The following is a 21,377-nucleotide window of genomic DNA, read 5'->3' on the forward strand; positions in this document are numbered from 1 at the left end:
GATTAAAAATATGGCTAAGAAAAATGCTGAAAATAATCCAGCGCCTGCACAGCAGGAAAATGATAAAACCAATAAACTAGAGGCTTTTGTGGCCGATTCGACTGGGCAAAAGCTCACCACCAACCACGGCGTTAAAATTAATGACGACCAAAATTCACTAAAGGCAGGAGATAGAGGAGCCACACTTCTCGAAGATTTCATCCTTCGGGAAAAGATTACTCATTTCGATCACGAGAGAATTCCGGAACGTGTTGTACACGCTCGGGGATCAGCAGCACACGGTATATTTAAGGTGTACGAAGATATGTCTGAACTTACCCGTGCCGCTTTTTTATGCGATCCTGGTGCTGAAACCCCGGTTTTTGTTCGGTTTTCTACCGTAGCAGGTTCGAGAGGATCGACAGATCTTGCAAGGGACGTACGCGGATTTGCCGTGAAATTTTATACCCAGGAAGGCAATTTTGACCTTGTGGGAAATAATATGCCGGTATTTTTTATTCAGGATGCTGTTAAGTTTCCAGACTTGATACATGCTGTTAAGCCAGAGCCAGATAACGAAATGCCTCAGGCAGCTTCTGCTCACGATACTTTTTGGGATTTTATTTCACAGCTACCGGAGTCTGCGCACATGATTATGTGGGCAATGAGCGATAGGGCGTTGCCAAGAAGTTACCGGATGATGGAAGGTTTTGGTGTGCATACTTTTCGTTTCGTAAATGCAGAAGGCGTTTCCAACTTTGTTAAATTCCATTGGAAACCTTTATTGGGAGTTCATGCCGTAGCTTGGGATGAAGCCCAGAACATTTCTGGTAAAGATCCGGATTTTCACAGAAGAGATTTATGGGATGCCATCGAAGCAGGTGCATTTCCTGAGTGGGAATTAGGCGTTCAAATTGTTCCAGAGGCTGATGAATTTAAGTTCGAATTTGACATTCTTGATCCAACGAAAATTATCCCGGAAGAGCTGGTTCCTGTTCAAAGAATTGGAAAAATGACCTTAAATCGGAACCCGGATAACTTCTTTGCAGAAACAGAACAGGTGGCCTTCCATGTTGGTCATGTAGTGCCTGGGATTGATTTTACCAATGATCCATTATTGCAAGGCAGGTTGTTTTCATACACTGATACGCAACTTATTCGTTTAGGTGGACCAAATTTTCACGAAATTCCAATTAACCGTCCGGTAGTTCCGGTGCACAACAATCAACGAGATGGTTATATGCGCCAAACGATAAACCGCGGCAAAACAAGTTACGGTCCGAACGGTATCGCCAATCAAGATCCTCAGCAAGTAAAAGCTGCTGATGGTGGTTTCGTGAGTTATAACGAACGAATCGATGCCAAGAAAATCCGGGCAAGAAGCAGAAGCTTCTTTGATCATTTCTCGCAAGCGAGATTGTTTTTTAATTCGCAAAGTGATCCAGAGAAAAACCACATTATCGATGCGCTAAGTTTTGAGCTTGGTAAGGTTAAAGCGGTAGAAATTCGTGAGCGTATGCTGGCCGTTTTGGCGCAAATTGATAAAGGCTTAGCTGCGGAAGTTGCTTATGCACTAGGATTGCATATTCCAGAAATTGCTTTGGAAGATCTAAATAACAGTATTCCAGCAGATGCTGATCGAGCAGATTATGCTTCTGAAAATCCGGAAGGAAGTTTGGCAAAATCTGATGCATTGAGTATGGCCGGAACAGTGAAGGACACCATTAAAACAAGAAAGATCGCAATTCTGGCAGCGGATGGTGTAGATGAAAAGGCATTAAGTACCGTTAAAACTGCTTTGTTAGCAGGAGGAGCCATAGTACACATCATTGCTCCAAAATTAGGAGAAATCATTTCTAAAGGAGATCAAAAAATTGTACCTGATGAAAGTTTCCTTACAGCAGCTTCGGTATTGTATGATGCGGTTTATGTTCCTGGTGGTGCGAATAGTGTAGCCACTTTAGAAGCAGAGGCTAACGCCGTACACTTTTTAAACGAAGCGTTTAAGCATTGCAAGGCCATTGCCGCAGATGATGAAGCCATACAGGTGTTAGAATCTACTTATTTCGATAAGAAGTTACCGGCTGAATATTCGAAAGAAACGGTGTTGAGAGAAGGGGTTATAGTTTCGGGAGATGTGAAAGAACTAACAAGCACATTTATTGAAATAATTGCCCTACATCGCTTTTGGGAACGTGAGAATCCACGGAAAATCCCAGCATAGTTATAAGCAAATGGCGCCATTGGTCGCCATTTTTTTGTTTTAAGGTTTTGTAAATAGTTAATGTTATCCTGCTATTTTTGCCAAGTGTGCTTCCAGGAACTCAATTCCTTTTTCATTCCCCTGCATCGCCGCAAAATCTAACGCATGTTGCCCTCTATTATCAAGTAAACTGGCATCAGCACCGCTAGCCAGTAGTAATTGCAAAACGTCATTTCTACCAAACATCGCTGCAAACATTAATGCCGTTCCTCCGTTTCCATGTTTCAAATCTAAGTTTGCACCATGCTCAATTAATAATTCGGCAATGCCGATATAACCCTTAAATGCCGAACCCATTAAAGCGGTATTGCCGCCAAAATCAGCAGCATCAATATCGGCACCATGCTCAATTAATAATTTGGCTGCTTCCGGTTGATTATTATAACAAGCGATGATCAGAGGCGTATATCCCTTTTCATCTTGAAAATTTAAGTCTGCATTGCGGTGAATCAATTCCTTTAAAACTTCAATTTCTCCTTTTCTTGCAGCTGGTATAATGAGTAAGTTTATGTCGTTCATGTTCATACAACCTTGCTATGATTTAAAAGTTTTAAAAACTATTTTCCGTACACAAGTATCTTTAATTCTTTCCCTTCCGTACTTTGCTTCAGTGTATTGCCCAAAGCCGAAAAGCACTTTTCATAGTCAATACGTTCATTAAACATCCGGTGACCCCGAAGTTTTAATAAGGCTTTCAGAAAGCTAATTGCAATTGCAGCATCAGGATGTGATTAGAAAAACTCCAGGTATTTTTTATTCCTGATCCTCGCCCTCATATCATCCAGATCGATATTTAACTGTCCACCTCTAACTCGAGCGCTATCAATTTCATCGGCAATGTTAATGGTGGTGTTATTTTCAAAAATCAACATTCGGTAAGATCTCGGCAGGAAAGCATAAATCTTTCTGGCTTCTTCATAAGTTTTAGTCGAATCCGGGCTGAGAAAAATAGTGATTTCCTTATTTCCATTTCACATGGTTTTTTAAATGCAAACGCGAAATCTTTCCCATTTATCGGTTGAAAATATTGCTTTCTTGAGTTTAGATCATAAATGAAAACATACTTATTGTTCGCGGTAAATTTAATATGGCCGGTTAATTTTAGGCTATCGGTTTGAGCAAATGCGTTAAATGCTGCCTGGAAGCCGATCATCAATAAAATTTTTTTCATAAAGAGTATTGTTAACTTTAGATAACTGATGTAAAGTATTTAATTTATTTTATATATCCAGTCTAATTGGCTTTTTCTACCTCTTCAAATCCCCTTCTGATTAATTTATTTCAATTTAAAATTCTGTTAATCAACTGTTTGATGTTAAAATTGATTTTTAAAAATCCAGGGTTAATCACTTTTGCGTAAATGATGTCATAACAGAAACAAAAAACCATGAAAAAATTATTTTTATCGGCAGTGGCTATAGTAGCTATCGCAATCGCATCAAACACATCAGTTCAGGCTCAGGAAAAAACCAAAATGGTTGGCGGCGCTGCAATGTATCCATCGAAAGACATTGTAGACAATGCAGTGAACTCAAAAGACCATACTACCTTGGTTGCAGCAGTTAAAGCAGCAGGTTTAGTAGAAACATTAAAAGGAGCAGGCCCGTTCACGGTGTTTGCACCAACAAACAGTGCTTTTGGTAAATTACCAGCAGGTACAGTTGAAACATTGGTTAAACCAGAAAATAAAGCAACGTTAACCAAAATCTTAACCTATCATGTGGTATCAGGAAAGCTAGATAGCAAAGCAATTGCAAAAGCAATTAAAGCTGGTAAAGGAAAAGCTGAACTAACTACAGTTGAAGGTGGTAAACTTTGGGCTTGGATGGAAGGCAAAAAATTAATGTTGAAAGACGAAAAAGGTGGTATGAGTACCGTTACAATCGGTGACGTGTATCAAAAAAATGGTGTTATCCATGTAATCGATACCGTTTTAATGCCAAAATAATCACCCCTATAGTAATGTTAAACCGCATCGAAATGTTTCGATGCGGTTTTTTTATTTATTGCATAATGCTAAAATTCCATTTTATAGGCGATCAGTGAATTGGCATTGAATGTGGGTACGTATAGCATTTTGCTTTTCGGATCGTAGCCGATATCTGCAGTGTTCATTTTACCTCTCACATCCAAAAGCTTTTGCTTAGTGCCATCTTTCTTGATGTGGTAAATGATTCCTTCCCAGCAGGTAACAATAAAATTCCCCTTTCCATCAGGTTCGAGGCCATCGCCAGAAGCTTCCAAACCTTCAGCTATTTGAGTTGCAACTTTATGATTATCAAACTTTAATAATTTTGTACCTGACAACACATGAAGTTCATTGTTAATAAATTTTAAACCGTTAGCAGCTGTTACATTTTCCAAATAGATTTCGCTTTTGTTATTAATTATCCGATGAATTTTATTTGTTCTCGTATCTGAAACATAAATTATCCCACGTTTATCTATCGCAATATCATTCAGAAAAACTGCTTCCGGAACTCTTATTGTTGCGGTGATTTTAGCAGTGGCCGTATCGATCTCATGTACCACATCAAGGTCGGCTACATAAAGCTTTCCACTGTAAATTGCCATTCCTTTCGGCGCATTTAAACCCGTAATCCAGGTTGAATTTTTAGTGCTACCATCTCGATTTAAAATGGCGATACCCCCTTTGGCGTCTTTTTTATTCGCCGCACCATCAATCATCGATACATACATTTGTTGTTTTTGGGGGATATAAACAACCGATTCAGGTACAGCAAGCTGACCTTTAGACTTCCATATCTCTTTCAAACTGGTACTTTGAGCCTTTAGAGATAATGCAGCAAAAAGCAATGTAGTGGACAAAATGTATTTCATGTTTTGAATTTGGAGGATGATTAGCAAAATATAAAATTTAAAATCCCGATACAAACTTTTATGGAAATCACCCTTTGAGGTATTGCATCCTACCGTGATGTGTGGCAATTTTAGTAAAAATAAAAGAGGGTTATGTTACACAAAATACTAGTGCTGGTTATGATGCTTTCTCCTTGCGGTGAAACAGATGCACAAAACAAAAAAGTGGTTAAAAAAGCAATTGTGGTAAAGCAAGTTTCGCCATTATTTGTAGGCAATTATGAAGGAATCAATAATGCTAAAGCCATTTCAATTAATTTGAAAGCCGATGGAGCTAAGGTTTCAGGATCATTAATGATGAATGGAGAATCAGCGAAAATTTCGGGCATTGCTTCAAAAAATATTGCCAGTGGGAAAATTATCGAAGATATTAGTGGTAAAGTCTATGCTTTTAATGCAGAACGAAAATCAAACACAATATTCTTTTCGATTACTTTTCCAGAGTATAATAATCAGGTGGTTAAAATGGAGCTCACTAAAATCAATGCGCTAAACACTGCCATTTTAACCAAGCAAAGAGATTCGAGATTATTTGGCACCTGGCGCAACACCGAAGTCATCAGCAGTGGGAGTGGAGAGTTTTATTCATCTTTTTCTACCGATTATTTTCTTACGCTCAATGCGGATGGAAGCGCCTTTGCTTGGTCTGGAAAAAGCGCTGGCGGAACCAAAGATGTTATGGTTGATGCCAATGGAAATGGTAAAGCGCAAAAAATGGAATGGTACACGCAAGGTAAAAGTCTATTTTTTGTTGATACTTTAAGTAAAAAGCAATCATCGGTCAGCTTTTATGCGGAGCCAGCCCGAATGATGTTATCTACCAACAATAGCAAAAAGGTTTACCATCGAATGAAGTAATTTACTCTACTTCTGCATTAACTTTCTCTTCTGCCAGTTCAAGATCTTCTTGTGTGGCTTGCGGTTTTTCATTTTGGCTTTCTGCCTTCGGGTTATGTTGCAATTCCACGCACATAGGGAAGTGATCGGAGCCACAATTTTCCAGGCGTTTGATAGCGTTAAGCGTAAAATCTGTTGAACAAAAGATATGATCTAAAGGAAAACGCAAGAAAAAATAATTGGCATTAAAAGAGTTGAAAAATCCTCTGCCGCGTCTTGGGTCAAGCAATCCGCTAATTTTACCGAATAATTCAGTGGTATAACTCCAGGCGACATCATTCAAATCGCCCATCACAATCACTGGGTATTTATCATCTTTTGCTTTGTTTGCCACCAACAAAATCTCTTTGTCCCGCTCTGTCGATCGAGGATTTTCTTGCGGTACTGGTGGCTCGGGATGTAAACAAAACAATTTAATCAACTGTCCTGATGGTAATTTCACCAGAGTTTCCATAGAGGGAATATCACTTTTGACGAGGTAATTTACCTGACCATCAATTAATTCATATTTAGAGTATAACAGCATTCCGTAGGTATTTTCCAGCGGAATTTTAACTTGATGTGGATAATCGTTGCTTAGAAAATCCATTTCCTGCTGCCACCATAAATCGGTTTCTACCAATAGAACCACATCTGGCTTGCACTCGGCGATGATTGTAAGATATTCATTCGCTTTTCTATTCTCCTGAAAAACGTTTCCGATGAATAATTTTAGGGTAGAAGAAGTTTCCTTGTTTTTAGAATCAATAATCTGTTTTTTACCAAAAATGGTGAAGGGAATAATCAGATATAATAAATAAAAAAGGTTAAGCAATAAAGCAACTATAATAACGAGATCAACTGTGGTTTTTGGAAAATCAAATAAAAATATAATCCCAACCAGCACCAGGTTTAATGCCAGCTTTTGCAACCTTGGGTATTCAAACACCCTGAAAATCCAGAAGTCGTGACGGATGAACGGAATCAGTGTTGAAATGATAATCAACAAACTAAGAGAAAATAGAACTGAATGCATCAAATAGGAAAGTTCGGCAGGCGACCGAGCGCTTTAAGTTTAGTTTACAATTTTTAGAACGTATTTAACACCGCTTTGTTTGTTTTGACTGCGTGAAATACTTGATCCAACCTTGAATTTTTAATCTATCTGAATGTTCGACTGAAAAATAATGAAAATTTTCAAACCCCAACCTCAATTATAAATTCCTCAAGGGCATCTGTTTAATGTAAAATATGGCCAAAATTCTTGAAATTTAATTCATATTGGTTGTGCTTTCAGGATTTCTTAATATTTAATTAGCATAATTTGTAGCTTTGACAAAATGTCCCTTGAAAATCTGAACGATAGCGACGAATTAAGATACCTCGAATACTTAAAAAGTGGTCGCAGGGAGGGTTTTGACTTCATTTATTCCACCTATAGCCGGCTGCTATTGCCTAAACTACAGCGCATGGTTAAAAATAATGAAGTTGCTGATGAGCTTTTGCAGGATATTTTTCTCAAAGTTTGGATAAACAGGAATGATATCGACTTATCTAAATCTTTTAAAGGCTGGATTTTTACCATTGCGCAAAATACGGTTTATGGTTACTATCGAAAATTAGCCTTACACATTAAGATGCAAAAATACCTGATCGAAACCTTTGCAGAATTCTATAATCAAACTGAAGATTACATTTTTAACAAAGAACGTTACGCCTTATTAAATTCAGCGATAGATAAATTACCAGCGCAACGCAAGGAAATTTTTAAACTTTGTAGGTTAGAAGGTAAAAGTTATAAGGAAGCTGCCGAAATTCTAGCAATAAGTCCTTCAACTGTCAGTAATCAACTGGTAAACGCAACGAAATACGTAAAGCGATATGTTTTTTTTCATTCCCAGGAGTTTATTATGCTCTGTATTCTGGCTTATTTAAAAAAATAACAAAAAAAATCAAAGTGCGATAGTGTGTTTGTTCATCTCGTGCATAATATATAATGACAACGATGGAGAAAAACTCAATAAAACCAGAACTATTCGAAAGATTTATTGCTAATGAGAGCAATGCTGCGGAGCTTAACCAGCTTTTTCAGTATTTTGAAGTTGCTGATGAATTGGAGTTGAAAAACTTAATTGCCGCTGAAATTGAAAGTGGAGCCGAAGACTTTGATGCACTTGGAAACCAGAAGCGTCTGGATGCTGTTCATGCCAAACTTACTGAACATCTTTTTGAGAAGAAGAAAAGTAAAGTTTTAACCTTTGTAAGAACTGGCAGCTTGCTTAAAATTGCTGCAAGTCTCCTCATCATTTCACTATTTGGCTTACTGGCGTACAGGCTTTTAAATCCGGGTCACCAAATTACTCCAGGAACTGCAATTGCCACATTAAGTTTTGATGGTAAAAAGACTAGACTTGGGGTAGGACATGACACAACGATTTATCAGAACAATGGCATTCAGGTAAGTACAAAAGCCGATGGCACTATTGTTTACATGGCTGTAAATGCTGATTCGGCAACGGCCTCGAGGTTGAACACGCTGGAAACTCCGAAAGGTGGCGAGTACAAAGTTACTTTGGGCGACGGCTCAATTGTAATGCTAAACGCCGGCTCGAAGCTAACTTTTCCAACAGATTTTAGAGGAACTGAAAGGAAGGTTTCTGTCGAAGGTGAGGCCTTTTTCCAAGTGGTCAAAAATGCCGCAAAACCATTTATTGTCGCCATTGCTGGCAGTGAAATTAAGGTTTTAGGGACGCAGTTTAACGTAAGCAGTTACCCCGAAGATCGGGAAACAACCACAACACTGTTAGAGGGAAGCATTCGGTTTTCAAATGCTGGTCGCGAGGTTATTTTAAAACCAAACCAACAAGTTTCTGCAGGTTACAGCAAATTAGAGGTGAGAAATGTTTCGGCCGACGATTTTGCAGCATGGACCAAAGGTGAATTTTTGTTTAACGATGTTCCGCTGAATGTAGTGATGCAAAAACTTGGGCGCTGGTACAAAGTTGAAGTCGATTTAGCTGCGATGCCGCAGAAAAACCTCTACATCAAAATATCCCGCAAGGCGGATATTGATGAGGTTTTAGAAAACATTTCAAAAGCCACCGGTTACCAATTCGAGATCGAATCGAATAAGATTGTTTTAGAGAAGTAAGATACCCGTCGTCGTCAGTTAACAACCAACCAAACTAAATTTTATGACAAACCACTACTTTCGCTTCGTCCGATCGGGATGCGGCTATTTATTAAACTGGTCGGCATTTCTATGCATAGCGATGCTAGTTTCGCTAAATGTATCGGCGCAAAACAACCAGTACAATTTTGTTAAAGCACCGCTGAATACCGTTATTTCGGAAATTTCGACCAAAACCTCATATGAATTTGTATATGATGCGGAACTGGTGAAAAAAGCTAAGCCCATTAGTTTAAGCCTTAGTACCAACAGTATCAGAATATTAATGGATGCGGTGGTTAAGGGGCAAGATTTTACGTATGAGATTAACAACAACAAAACAATTGTACTAAAAGCGGTTGCTCAAAATCTGGAAGAATACACTGTTCATGGAATGGTTACCGATAGTATTGGTGGGCCGCTTCCAGGAGCATCGGTAAAAATCAAGGGTACCAATAAATATACCACCACAGATGGTAATGGGCATTTCAATGTGAATTTAAATAGCCAGTTTAATACTTTGGATATAAACTACATTGGATACCTCTCAACCACACAAAAATTTGATAGAAATGCTGCTTTGAGAGTGGTAACGGTAAAATTGAATGCAAATTCATCTTTGCTAGCTGATGTGGTGGTAAATGGTTTTCAATCTATTAGCAAAGAGCGATCAACTGGAGCAGCAACCATCATTGACGAGAAAAAGCTAAACGAAAATATTAATATTGACATACTTAGTGCGCTTGAAGGCCGTGTGGCAGGATTGGTTTATAATAAAAATCCAAACGGGCAGGGTCCTGATCAGCCAGTGTTAAGAGGGCAGGCTACATTTACAATAGTAGGAGGAAACGCTCCCTTAGTTGTAATTGATGGTTTGCCAACAGAAACCCCTTTAGAAGAAATTAATCCTTATGATATTGAATCAGTTACTGTTTTAAAAGATGGTGCTGCCGCTTCAATTTACGGATCAAGATCGGCAAATGGGGTGATTGTATTAACGACTAAAAAAGGAAAAGAGCCGTTTAAAATTTCTTTAAATACCGACTTTTTCATCGATACAAAACCGACTTTCGAAAGTATGCATTACGCATCAACTGCTGATATTGTAGATTTTGAAACAGATGTTTATAACAGAGAACGTGCCCGTTATGCCAATACTGAAACCATGTTTGCCGCTTATGGAACAGTTGCTAACGGAAGTATCAAATATTACAGTCCCTTATATCAGTTATTTAGAGATAGAGATGCAGGCAAAGTGTCCACAGATCAGTTTAACCAACAAATAACTTCTTTTAAAACCGCAGATTACTACGAGCAATATCGCGATAACGTATGGCAGAATGCTTTTCGTCAACGTTACAACTTGTCTTTGAGTTCAGCAGGTTCTAAATCGAATACTTTTGCATCCATCAACTACGATCGCTCTGCTGAACGTATAGTAGGAAATAACAGTCAAAAATTTACACTTTATTTCAAAAATACTTATAACATAAAAAAATGGTTATCAACCAACATCGGTTTTAATGGTGCTTACTCAACATCTACTTCAACTGAAGGAAGTTATGATTCTCATACCGCTATCTCCCCTCGATATGCTTTCATAGTAAATCCTGACGGGAGTTTGGTTTACTCAAATTATGTTAGTCTTCAGGACGGTATTGCGGGTTCTATTATTAATGGTGCAGTTGCAGGAGCACTTAGTAACATGCCACAATATAAATCATACCGATTTAATATTTTGGAATCGCTGAATGAAGGTTTAACAGATGTCAATACGGTTTCTTTAAGAGCTTTTGCCAACGTTCAAGCTAAAATTATGGATGGTTTGAATTTCTCCAGCCAGATTCAGTATGAAATGGGAACAACAAAATCAGAGCAGATTTACGATGTAAACTCCTATAAAATGCGAGCTGCATACAACGCATTAGTGAATTTTACCCCCGCTACCAATACTTACACATATGGATTACCTACAGGTGGTAGAATAAGCCAAAATATGCAGCAAAAAAACTCTTATACCTTTAGGAATCAATTGAGTTTTGATCGATCCTTCGGTGATGGAAAACATTCCATAGCTGCTATTGCAGGTACAGAGATGCGTCAAACCTTTTCACCTATCGGAATGAGCGATATTAGATATGGTTACGATCCGGTTACGTTAACATCAACAATAATTAATAATCAAATTGTGAGTCAAACAGGCTTACCGAGTTACATTTTTGGTGGTAATAAAACTCTCGGTATTGCTGGTCGAAGCTTCCAAGAAACTAAACACAGAAATCTTTCTTATTTTTCAAATGCCAGCTATACTTATTTAAATCGTTACAACGTAACTGGTAGTTTCAGGATAGATCAGGCAGATTTATTTGGAGCTGATCCAGAATTTAAAAACAGGCCATTATGGTCAGTTGGTTTAGGGTGGAACGCTAGCAACGAAAAGTTTATCGAATCGCTTGGTTGGGTTAATTTGCTCAAACTTCGGGCTACATATGGTGTAAATGGAAATCAAAATACGGAAACCACAAAGTTCTTAACTGCAAGAAGAGTTAATGATAATCTATTTACATCACTTCAATATTTAAACATTATTGGTTTGCCAAACCCGAAATTGAGATGGGAAAAGACAGAAACTTACAACTTAGGTTTGGATATGGCTTTCTTGGGTAATCGGCTACGCGGAACTATTGATTTTTATGATAGAAAAAGTACCGATTTAATGGTAACGACTGATTTAGATCCAACTGTTGGTACAGCATCATTAACCATTAATAATGGTATTTTAAGAAATAAAGGAATCGAGTTTACAGTAAATGGCGATTGGTTTAAATCAGGCGATTTGACGTTAAGTTCTACTTTTGTTTTGGGTTTTAATAGAAGTAAAATTGGCAGGGTAAATAGAGCGCTGGCAACTGCTACTTCATATGTAAGCTCTCCACAAACCTATTATACAGAAGGTACAGACTATAATACTTTGTATGCTTACCGTTATGGTGGTATGGTTAATGGTTATCCTTATTTCTTGGATGAAAATGGTAGGGCAACGCTCGAATTTGATGCGACGGGAACCCCAATAGTATCTACAAGTAGAGATATCAATAACTATGCTGCTTTGGTAAGTATGGGTTCTTTGATACCAACCTACAATGGGTCATTCTCTCAACGTGTTTCCTATAAAAATTTTGATTTAAGTGCCTTATTGGTTTTCTCTGGTGGCAACGTGATGAGAAAGGATGTGACGCCATTAGGTTCAAACGATATCTCCGATTTAGATATTACACAACGTTATAAAAACGGGATCACGCCTGAATTGCCGAGGTTATATGTTGATTATTCAGAAGCGATGCTAACGAGAGCGTCTACAATCTCAACTTTGTGGCAGAAAGCAGATGTGAATGTGGTGAAAGCTGATTACGTTAAACTGAGAAGTATTTCTCTTGGTTACAGTTTGCCAAAACAGTTTATCAAGAAGTTCAATATTCCATCAGCTAAATTTACGGCACAGGTTAACAATTTGTGGTATGCAAGTGCTGCCGGAGATGATATTGATCCAGAATCATATTCACTGAACTCGGGTACAAGAACCCTTCAAAATCCGAAATCATTTGTATTGGGCATCAACTTAACTTTTTAACGTCATGAAAAAAAATATAGCAATACTTGCATCTTTTCTAATTGTCTTCGCAATTTCTGGGTGTAAAAAATATACCGATTTAACGCCAAAAGGATCGTTGGTAATAGAGAATGCTCAAGATTATTATGAATTAGTTTCTTTTCCAAATAGAGCATATCTCATCAGTAATTTTCAATACCTGGTGGATGATATGTGGATTAAGGAATCCAATTTCATCGGTATTACGCCAAATATCAATACTGTCCATTTCAGTTTCAACGAAAATATTGATCGGGTATCAATGATCAGTTCATCTAACTTTTACGATCGTGCCTACTTATATATCAATCGCTGGAACACCATCATTTCATCAGTAGATGCAAGTAAGGGCGAACAAAACGTTAAAGATTTGGCCAAAGCTGAAGCCAAAGCATTGAGAGCCTTTGATCATTTTCTTTTGGTTAATGTTTATGCTAAAGCTTATAATCCGGCTACTGCGGCTACCGATGGTGGAATTTGCATCATGGATAAATATGATTTAGAGGCGCAACCTACCAAATCAACAGTGGCGCAGGTTTACGATTTCATTCAAAAAGATATCGATGAAGCTATTCCATTTTTACAGGTTCAGCCCAGCGATCCATATCATCCATCTTTGGCTTTCGCCTGGGCGCTAAAAGCGAAAATCCATTTGTTTAAAAGAGAAATTGCACAGGCAAAAGAAGCATGCGAAAAGTCACTTTCTTATAATAACCAGATTTTTGATTTAGTAAAATATACTATTCAAGGTGGGCCAGCTGTTGTGCCAATTATAGCACCTAATAATCCGGAAGTATTAAGTTATCAATACATTCAGGGCTACAACGAAACTAATTTTGGTTTTACCTGGTTAATTAGTCCTGAGTTAAGAGCTTTATTTGGAACAAATGATGCTCGCTTTAACATGTTTTTTAACACTACAAGCGCAAGCTTTTTGGATATTGGTTCTGGTGCTGCCTATTACAGTATCGCTTATACCCGCTTTTTTTATCCAACAGTGGGTTTGAAAACTACGGAGGTCTATTTAATGCAGGCTGAATGTTTGGCCCGTCAGAATGATTTGGCAGGAGCAATGGCCGTTGTAAATAAGTTGCGGGAGAAGCGTATTCTTTCTGGCACCATTAATCTTCCTGTTCCGGCAACGCGGAAAGAAACTATGGAAATTATTATCAATGAGCGGAGGAAAGAGATGGTGTTAGGCTTTAATCGCTTTTTCGATTTAAAAAGATTAAACACCGAAACAGAATATGCAAAGACAGTAGTTCGTACCTATCCTGTGGTGAACAAAACTGTTCCTCAGCAAACCTATACGCTCTTGCCAACATCAAGATTGTATGTGATTCCGTTTCCTCTTAACATTCTAAAGAAAAATCCAAACATAACTTTAAATACCGACGAAAAACTTCCGTTTTAAGATGAATTTTAAACAAATTTTACTTCCGATTTCATTTGCGCTCTCCCTAACAGCATTTGGTCAAAAACCGGTTGCAAAACCCGATAGCACAGTTAAAAAAGCTCCTGTTGAGTACAGCAAAATTATCCCTGCCAGTGCCATTGGGCAAGATGGACTTTTCAATGTTCGTCAGGTTGATCAAAAATGGTTTTTTGAGATTCCTGATAGTTTGCTCGGCAGATATTTGCTTGCCGTTACCCGGTATGTGACCACTCCTCAAGGATTTGGGAGTTTCGGTGGTGAAAAAGTGAACGAACAAACATTATATTTTCAAAAAGGGAATAGCAATAACTTGTTTCTTAAAGGTGTTGTTTATCGCCAGGAAGCTAAAAGCCTCGATGGACCTATCTTTCAAGCGATGATGCAATCGCAGGAAAGTCCGATTGTGGCCAGTTTCGATATAAAAGCCAAGAATCCGGTTACGGGAAATTATGTAATTGATGTTACCGATTTTTTTAAGAAAGACGTGGCCGTGGTTTCAATTTCTGCTGATGAAAAATCAACGAAAAAGTTAAATAGTTTAGCAGACGATCGTTCTTTTATTGAGAAGATATCATGCTATCCAATTAACACCGAAATTAAAACCACCAAAACATATGCCAGTGCTGGTTTGGGCATTCCTGCCGGAGCTTTAACTGGCGCCGTTACCCTCCGTTTAAATACCTCCTTTATTCTTTTGCCAAAAGTGCCCATGAGAAAGCGTATTTCTGATGAGCGGGTTGGATATTTCAATAACAAATACATCCTTTTTGATGATGACTATCAACGTACGCAAACCAAATATTTGGTGCAACGCTATCGCTTAGAGCCGAAGCAGGAAGATATTGCAAAGTACAAAAAGGGCATTTTGGTTGAGCCAAAAAAACCAATTGTCTATTATATAGATCCGGCCACACCAAAAAAATGGCGTCCTTATTTAATCCAGGGGATAAACGATTGGCAAAAAGCATTTGAGCAGGCGGGTTTTAAAAATGCCATCATTGGTAAAGAATGGCCTGTTGCAGATACGACGATGAGTTTAGAGGATGCCCGCTTTTCGGTGATCAGATATTACGCTTCGGAAACGCCGAATGCCTATGGTCCACGAATTAGCGACCCTCGCAGCGGTGAAATTATGGAAAGCCATGTGGGTTGGTATCACAATGTGATGAAACTGGTGCACAACTGGTATATGATTCAAGCTGGTCCGCTAGATAAAAGAGCGCAAAAAATGCAGTTTGATGATGAATTGATGGGGCAGTTAATTCGCTTTGTTTCCTCACACGAGCTTGGGCATACGCTTGGATTAAGGCATAACATGGGTGCAAGCAGCCAAACTCCGGTAGAAAAACTTCGTGATAAGGCTTGGGTGGAAAAGAACGGACACACGGTTTCGATCATGGATTATGCCCGCTTCAATTATGTGGCGCAGCCTGAAGACAATATTTCTCCAAAAGGCATTTATGCCCGGATTGGTGCCTACGATAAATGGGCAATAAACTGGGGCTACCGATATTTTGATGGTCAAAAAGATGAATATGCAGAGGAAAAGTTGTTGGATAAGATGACCACCGATACCCTCACCAATAACCCAAGATTATGGTTCGGAGGTGAAGGTAAAGATGAAGACCCACGTAGCCAGTCGGAAGATTTAGGTGACGATGCCATTGTTGCCAGCGACTACGGAATCAAGAATTTGAAGAGGGTAGTGGCTAATCTGAAACATTGGACATATGAACCTGGAGATCAGTATAATAACCTGGCTGAGCTTCACAAGGAAGTTGTTAAGCAATACAGTCGTTATTTGTACCATGTAATGAAAAACATTGGCAATCGCTACGTGACTACCCGAAGTGTAGATGAAAAAGGAGTGGTTTACAGTGAGGTTCCTAAAAAGAAAGTGAAAAGCGTGGTGAGCTATGTTGGTCGCCAGGTTTTTGAGGCACCACTTTGGATGTACCCGACTGATCTGGCTAAATACATCGATTTAAAGCCCATGGAACAAATTTCTGATCAGCAATCGCAGATGTTAAATATGTTTCTTAGTCCGGGGATGCTTTATAACTTAAGTCAAAAAGCACTAACCTCTGCTAATCCATATCCCGTAAGTGAATTTCTGGATGATTTAATGGTAACAGTTTGGAAAAAACCTTCACTCGATATTCAGCAGGATACCTATTTAAGGAATTTACAGCGTTCGTATGTAGAAAAAGTAGGCATGGTCATCAACCCAAAAGATGTTGCAGATGGTAAGATGATGAGTAGTGCCCAGCGGAGCGATATTCGGCTGGAAGCATTGGCGCATATTAAAGCCCTCAGAAGAAAGTTAGAGGAAATCATCCCACAAACAACGGGCATAAATAACCTTCATTTGCAAGATATGCGCATCGAAATCGATAAAATTATTAAAAAGACAACCATAAATCCATAACATGAAAAAATACATTTTAACAGGTTTGCTTTCTATTGCTGCCTTTGGCTTTTCGGCATCTGCCCAGGTAAAAACATCGGCACAAGAAGTAGCTACGCCAGAACTGGCAGAGAAAAGGGAATTACTTAAAAAGCAAGTGATCGCAAATTATTTAGGTATGAAAAATAGCCTCGTGCTTTCTGATGAGAAAAAAACAGCTGCTTTTGCCAAAGAATTCTCTAATTCGCTTACGTTATTCAAGTTTAAAAAACTGACGCTAGAGGAGATGAACAACGCGACAGTTGCCAGACAAAGCATTAAAGCGCTTTCAGATAGCATCATTGTCGCTCCATCTATCAATGAACAGAGAAAGCTGATGGAAAAGCTGTCGACTAAGTTTTGGGCAAATATCGAAAAGTATAAACCAGCAAACATTGTTCTTTATCAGCAAAAATGCCCTATGATGGGAACAACCTGGGTGAGCGATGAAAAGAAAATTGCAAATCCTTATTACCCTAAAAATATGCTGACTTGTGGAGAGGTGATTGCGGAGAAATAACAGAAAGATTTTAAATAATAGTTAATGATAGACTGCTGCAGAATAACGGATGTTTTCTGCAGCTTTTTAGTTTTCGGATTTCCTCTTTATATTGTTACCAATCGTGGGATTTGTTGTTGCACATGATTGATAGTTTAAACTATCTTTGTTCTAGAAAGACTATTGTGAATTAAAGATGAACGAGATTGGAAAATTGCTTAGCAAAATAATTGCTGAAGACCGAATCAAAACCAGGTTAATCGATCTGGTTTCATACGCTTCGGATGCCGGATTTTATTACTTGAGACCAAAAGCAGTTGTTCAGCCTATTTCTATAGATGAAGTAATCACGTTGTTCGGATTTTCCCATCAGTATAACGTTCCCATTACTTTTCGTGCTGCGGGTACAAGTTTATCAGGTCAGTCGGTTTCTGATGGTATTTTGGTCGATTTAAGCCAATACTGGAACCTGGTTCGGGTAGAAGACAGTGGCGAGCAAGTTCGCGTGTATCCAGGCGTTACAGGCGCTGTCGTCAATTCAGAGTTAAAAAAATACTCTAAAAAAATTGGGCCAGATCCGGCCAGTATTAACTCCGCCATGATGGGTGGAATACTGTCAAACAACGCAAGCGGAATGTGCTGCGGTGTTAGTAAAAATTCTTACCACACTATTAAGTATATCAACTTCGTTTTACCGAATGGTAAGCGATATTCAACGGAGCAGAAGGATGATTATGTGCGTTTTGAAAACGAGTGTAAAGACATCTGTTTGGGCATCCTGGCGTTAAAAGAGCAAATCACATCTGATAAGGAAATTTTCAATCTCATCAGAAATAAATATAAAACCAAAAATACGGTAGGTTATTCGGTAAATGCCTTTATCGATTATGCTCATCCGCTGGATATTCTCGCCCATATTTTGATTGGAGCGGAAGGTACGCTAGGATTTATTGCTGAAGCAGTACTTAACACCGTGCCAGATTATCCGCTAAAAACCACGGCTTTGCTGTATTTTCCAAATATTTATGCCGCTTGTAATGCAATTGTTCCACTAACGCATTCTGGTGCTGAAGCTGTGGAGCTGATGGATCGGGCATCACTCCGCTCTGTGGAAGATATTAAAGGTGTTCCAACAATTCTTAAATCATTACCAGAGGAGGCTGCAGCGCTTTTGGTCGAGTATCAGGATCATACGCAAACTGCTATTGATTTTAAATTAGCACAATTTCTTGCCGTTGCTGATGCACTTGAACTTATGCTGGCACCAGAGTTTACTAACGATCCTATTGAGCAGGCATTTTTATGGAAGATCAGGAAAGGGATGTTCCCCTCTGTTGGTTCTGTTAGGGCAAGCGGTACAACCGTAATTCTGGAAGATATTGCTGTGCCTGTAGCTGAATTGGGAAATGCTATTTTAGACCTGCAAGCGCTTTTTAGTAAGTTTGAGTATAGCAATGCGATTATTTTTGGCCACGCTAAAGATGGAAATATTCATTTTGTAGTAACGCAGGCATTTGAAACAGCAACTGAAATTGACCGTTACGATCGTTTTTTACGTGATGTAGTTACACTGGTAACTGAAAAATATAAGGGTGCGCTTAAGGCAGAACATGGAACGGGCAGGAACATGGCGCCATTTGTTGCAACTGAATGGGGTGAGGGAATTTACCAGGTGATGAAGGCGTTGAAACAACTGATTGACCCACGAAATCTGCTAAACCCTGGAGTAATCATTAATGAAGATAAACATGCCCATATCAAGAACTTAAAAGATCTACCTAAGGTTGAAGAAGAGGTTGACAAATGTATGGAATGTGGCTTTTGCGAATACAAATGCCCGAGCAGAAATATTACCTTAACCCCTCGACGTCGGATCGTAGTGAGACGTGAGTTACTTAAGCTAAAGCGAAATAACGATAATGCTACTTACAAGGAGCTTCTTAAGGAGTATGAATATGACGGACTGGAAACCTGTGCCGTTGATGGCCTTTGTGCAACGGCTTGTCCGGTGGATATTAATACAGGTTCATTAATAAAGCGTTTGAGAAGAGAAAGCCATAGCAAATTTGCTAACGGGCTGGCCCTGATGGTTGCCAAAAATTTTAAGCCGGTAACTTCTATTATTAAATTCGGCATTGAAGTTGCTTCCGGAATGAATTCGGTATTTGGTGCAAACGCCATGACTAACTTAACTAAGGGCGCCAGAAAGATAATTCCTGGAGTGCCGCTTTGGTCGAACCAAATAAAACCGACCCATGCAAAAGGAAGCAGGATATCAAAATCAAATGTTAGTGATGCCCCAACTGTAGTTTATTACCCAACCTGCATCAGCAGGACCATGGGTGGAGCGGTAACGGATCAAAAAAATATTATCGAAACATTTCTTCAGGTTTCCGAAAAACTAAATATCAACTTCCATATTCCTCAAAATATTCAGAACACATGTTGCGGGCAAATCTTCTCATCAAAAGGTTTCAATGAGGCGTTCAAACATACTGTGAATGATACGGTTAATAGATTATGGGAGTGGAGTGAGGGTGGCAAGAACCCGATTGTTCTAGACATTACTTCCTGTACTTATACGCTTCAAGAATGTCGCCCTTCTTTAACTGAGGATAACAAAGTTAAATATGATGCTTTAACCATAATTGATAGTGTAGACTATATTTTGGATTATTTATTGCCAAGGGCAAATGTGGTGCGTAAGAAAAACAAGATTGCGCTCCACCCGGTCTGTTCCTTACAAAAAATGGGTTTAGAAGGTAAGTTTGTAAAGATCGCCCAGCAACTGGCTGATGAAGTGCTGCTACCTGTTCATTCGGGTTGTTGCGGAATGGCCGGCGATCGTGGATTTCTTTTCCCTGAACTTACGGCTTCTGCGACATTGCCTGAGGCAACAGAAGTAAAAAAAGACAATTATGAAGGTTACTATTCTTCTGGTAAAACCTGCGAAATAGCAATGTCTGAGGCAGTCGGGAAAAATTATGAGTCTATTATTTACCTTTTGGCAGATTGTATTTAAAAAATCTTCTGATCTTTCATATTTAAAACCATGCTTAAATACGCCTTTACCTTAATCGGCTTGTTAATTTGTTTTTCTTCTTGTGCACAAATGGAACAAGATGGTCCTTATCTAGTTAAAGAAGGCAATAAAGTTATTTCCCGATCAATTGTAAACGATGTCGTCAAGATCGATACCTTGAACGAAACGGATTCAATCCCCGTTTCTTTCTCAGCTAATCCAGATTGGAATTTCAAATTTCGCCTTCGTAAATCTATTTCTATACCAGCAACAAGCTATAAATCGGTAGATAAATTCTTAGTTCTTTCTGATATCGAAGGAGAATTTGAAGCGTTCAGAGCGCTAATGATCGCCAATAAAGTGATGGACGTAAACTATAACTGGATTTTTGGTAAAGCACATGTAGTAATTTGTGGCGACCTGTTTGATAGAGGTAGAGACGTGATTCCATATTTATGGTTGCTCTACAGATTAGAGGCAGATGCAATAGAGAAGGGTGGCTTTTTGCATGTACTATTGGGGAACCATGATGTGATGAACATGGCTGGTGACTTACGTTATTTAGCCAGCAAGTACCCTGCTTCAGCTCAATTATTTGGAGTTGCGTATGGTGATTTAATTGGAGAAAGCACCGAAATTGGAAAGTGGCTGAGGAGCAAAAATGCGGTAGAAAAGATTGGAAATCGTTTATTTTTGCATGCTGGTATATCTCCGGAAATAAATGCGGCAGACTTAACTTTGGCAGAGCTTAACAAGAGATGTAGAGCATTTTACGGTATGCCAACTAAACAATTAAATGATGAAGGTACGTTGTTAATGAGTAGCAAAGGCCCATTTTGGTTTAGAGGATATTTCGGTGAAAATAATGTAGCCGTTTCCACTGTAGATTCTACGTTGAAAAAGTTTGGGGCAAAACAGATTTTTGTTGGTCATACCATTACAAAACAAAATATTGCCGCTTATTACAATTTCAAAGTAATTGGTGTTGATGTAGATCAGCATCGTGGAAATACAAAAGCAGCACTTTTCATTGGCGATGCAGGTTTTGTTGTAGATGATAAGAATTTGCGTGAACCCATAAAGTTGGCTCAATAGCATTTCGGTACAGTAATAGATTTAGAAATCGGAAAAGCTAAATTTGTCAGCTATAAACACACAT

General features: G+C 38.8%; 16 protein-coding genes. 11 read left to right on the forward strand and 5 right to left on the reverse strand.

Annotation, left to right across the window (positions count from 1 at the left end):
* The first annotated feature begins 10 nt into the window (after window positions 1-10).
* Complete coding sequence (locus tag AC3ITD_RS05075) at window positions 11-2,203, forward strand: catalase (RefSeq protein WP_489364575.1); 2,193 nt, start codon at window positions 11-13, stop codon at window positions 2,201-2,203.
* Window positions 2,204-2,266: 63 nt separating this feature from the next.
* On the opposite strand, the gene AC3ITD_RS05080 is transcribed toward AC3ITD_RS05075, so the two are convergent.
* The 3 genes from AC3ITD_RS05080 to AC3ITD_RS05090 all read right to left on the reverse strand — a co-directional run bounded on the left by AC3ITD_RS05080 (window position 2,267) and on the right by AC3ITD_RS05090 (window position 3,413).
* Window positions 2,267-2,761 (reverse strand): ankyrin repeat domain-containing protein, encoded by a 495-nt coding sequence (locus AC3ITD_RS05080; RefSeq protein WP_489364577.1) that lies wholly within the window; start codon window positions 2,759-2,761, stop codon window positions 2,267-2,269.
* 212 nt (window positions 2,762-2,973) lie between these two features.
* Entirely contained in the window at window positions 2,974-3,114 is a 141-nt protein-coding gene (locus AC3ITD_RS05085; protein ID WP_489364579.1) for a hypothetical protein, read from the reverse strand.
* On the reverse strand, window positions 3,108-3,413 hold the full coding sequence (locus AC3ITD_RS05090; RefSeq protein ID WP_489364581.1) for a hypothetical protein: 306 nt from the start codon (window positions 3,411-3,413) through the stop codon (window positions 3,108-3,110). The genes AC3ITD_RS05085 and AC3ITD_RS05090 overlap by 7 nt, the downstream gene beginning before the upstream one ends.
* Window positions 3,414-3,629: 216 nt before the next feature.
* Here AC3ITD_RS05090 and AC3ITD_RS05095 point away from each other — a divergent pair, with 216 nt between their 5' ends.
* Window positions 3,630-4,190, forward strand: coding sequence for a fasciclin domain-containing protein (locus tag AC3ITD_RS05095; RefSeq protein ID WP_489364583.1), 561 nt, complete (start codon window positions 3,630-3,632; stop codon window positions 4,188-4,190).
* A gap of 68 nt (window positions 4,191-4,258) precedes the next feature.
* Here the strand turns inward: AC3ITD_RS05095 and AC3ITD_RS05100 are convergent, their stop codons facing one another.
* Window positions 4,259-5,083 (reverse strand): SMP-30/gluconolactonase/LRE family protein, encoded by an 825-nt coding sequence (locus tag AC3ITD_RS05100; RefSeq protein ID WP_489364585.1) that lies wholly within the window; start codon window positions 5,081-5,083, stop codon window positions 4,259-4,261.
* A 132-nt stretch (window positions 5,084-5,215) separates the two neighbouring features.
* Here AC3ITD_RS05100 and AC3ITD_RS05105 point away from each other — a divergent pair, with 132 nt between their 5' ends.
* Window positions 5,216-5,980: a hypothetical protein gene (locus tag AC3ITD_RS05105; RefSeq protein ID WP_489364587.1), complete on the forward strand. Its 765-nt coding sequence runs from the start codon at window positions 5,216-5,218 to the stop codon at window positions 5,978-5,980.
* A 1-nt stretch (window position 5,981) separates the two neighbouring features.
* Here AC3ITD_RS05105 and AC3ITD_RS05110 read toward each other — a convergent pair whose 3' ends face one another.
* Window positions 5,982-7,034 (reverse strand): endonuclease/exonuclease/phosphatase family protein, encoded by a 1,053-nt coding sequence (locus AC3ITD_RS05110; protein WP_489364589.1) that lies wholly within the window; start codon window positions 7,032-7,034, stop codon window positions 5,982-5,984.
* Between the two features lie 304 nt (window positions 7,035-7,338).
* On the opposite strand from AC3ITD_RS05110, the gene AC3ITD_RS05115 reads away from it, so the two are divergent.
* From AC3ITD_RS05115 to AC3ITD_RS05150, 8 genes are all read left to right on the forward strand, one after another.
* Window positions 7,339-7,941: an RNA polymerase sigma factor gene (locus AC3ITD_RS05115; protein ID WP_489364591.1), complete on the forward strand. Its 603-nt coding sequence runs from the start codon at window positions 7,339-7,341 to the stop codon at window positions 7,939-7,941.
* Between the two features lie 62 nt (window positions 7,942-8,003).
* Complete coding sequence (locus AC3ITD_RS05120) at window positions 8,004-9,149, forward strand: FecR family protein (protein ID WP_489364593.1); 1,146 nt, start codon at window positions 8,004-8,006, stop codon at window positions 9,147-9,149.
* Between the two features lie 43 nt (window positions 9,150-9,192).
* Complete coding sequence (locus AC3ITD_RS05125; protein WP_489364595.1) at window positions 9,193-12,798, forward strand: SusC/RagA family TonB-linked outer membrane protein; 3,606 nt, start codon at window positions 9,193-9,195, stop codon at window positions 12,796-12,798.
* 4 nt (window positions 12,799-12,802) lie between these two features.
* Window positions 12,803-14,230 carry a RagB/SusD family nutrient uptake outer membrane protein gene (locus tag AC3ITD_RS05130; protein WP_489364597.1) on the forward strand — a complete coding sequence of 476 codons (1,428 nt, stop codon included), beginning with the start codon at window positions 12,803-12,805 and terminating at the stop codon, window positions 14,228-14,230.
* A 1-nt stretch (window position 14,231) separates the two neighbouring features.
* A complete protein-coding gene (locus AC3ITD_RS05135) occupies window positions 14,232-16,679 on the forward strand; it encodes a zinc-dependent metalloprotease (protein WP_489364599.1) in 2,448 nt (815 codons plus the stop codon).
* Between the two features lies 1 nt (window position 16,680).
* Complete coding sequence (locus AC3ITD_RS05140; protein WP_489364601.1) at window positions 16,681-17,217, forward strand: DUF3347 domain-containing protein; 537 nt, start codon at window positions 16,681-16,683, stop codon at window positions 17,215-17,217.
* Between the two features lie 175 nt (window positions 17,218-17,392).
* Window positions 17,393-20,218, forward strand: a complete 2,826-nt coding sequence (locus AC3ITD_RS05145) for an FAD-binding and (Fe-S)-binding domain-containing protein (protein WP_489364603.1) — start codon at window positions 17,393-17,395, stop codon at window positions 20,216-20,218.
* Window positions 20,219-20,248: 30 nt separating this feature from the next.
* The gene (locus tag AC3ITD_RS05150; RefSeq protein ID WP_489364605.1) at window positions 20,249-21,313 is read left to right on the forward strand and encodes a metallophosphoesterase; all 1,065 of its coding nucleotides are present in this window, start codon (window positions 20,249-20,251) and stop codon (window positions 21,311-21,313) included.
* The last annotated feature ends 64 nt before the right edge of the window (window positions 21,314-21,377 follow it).

The sequence above is a fragment of the Pedobacter sp. KH_004 genome, assembly GCF_057840755.1.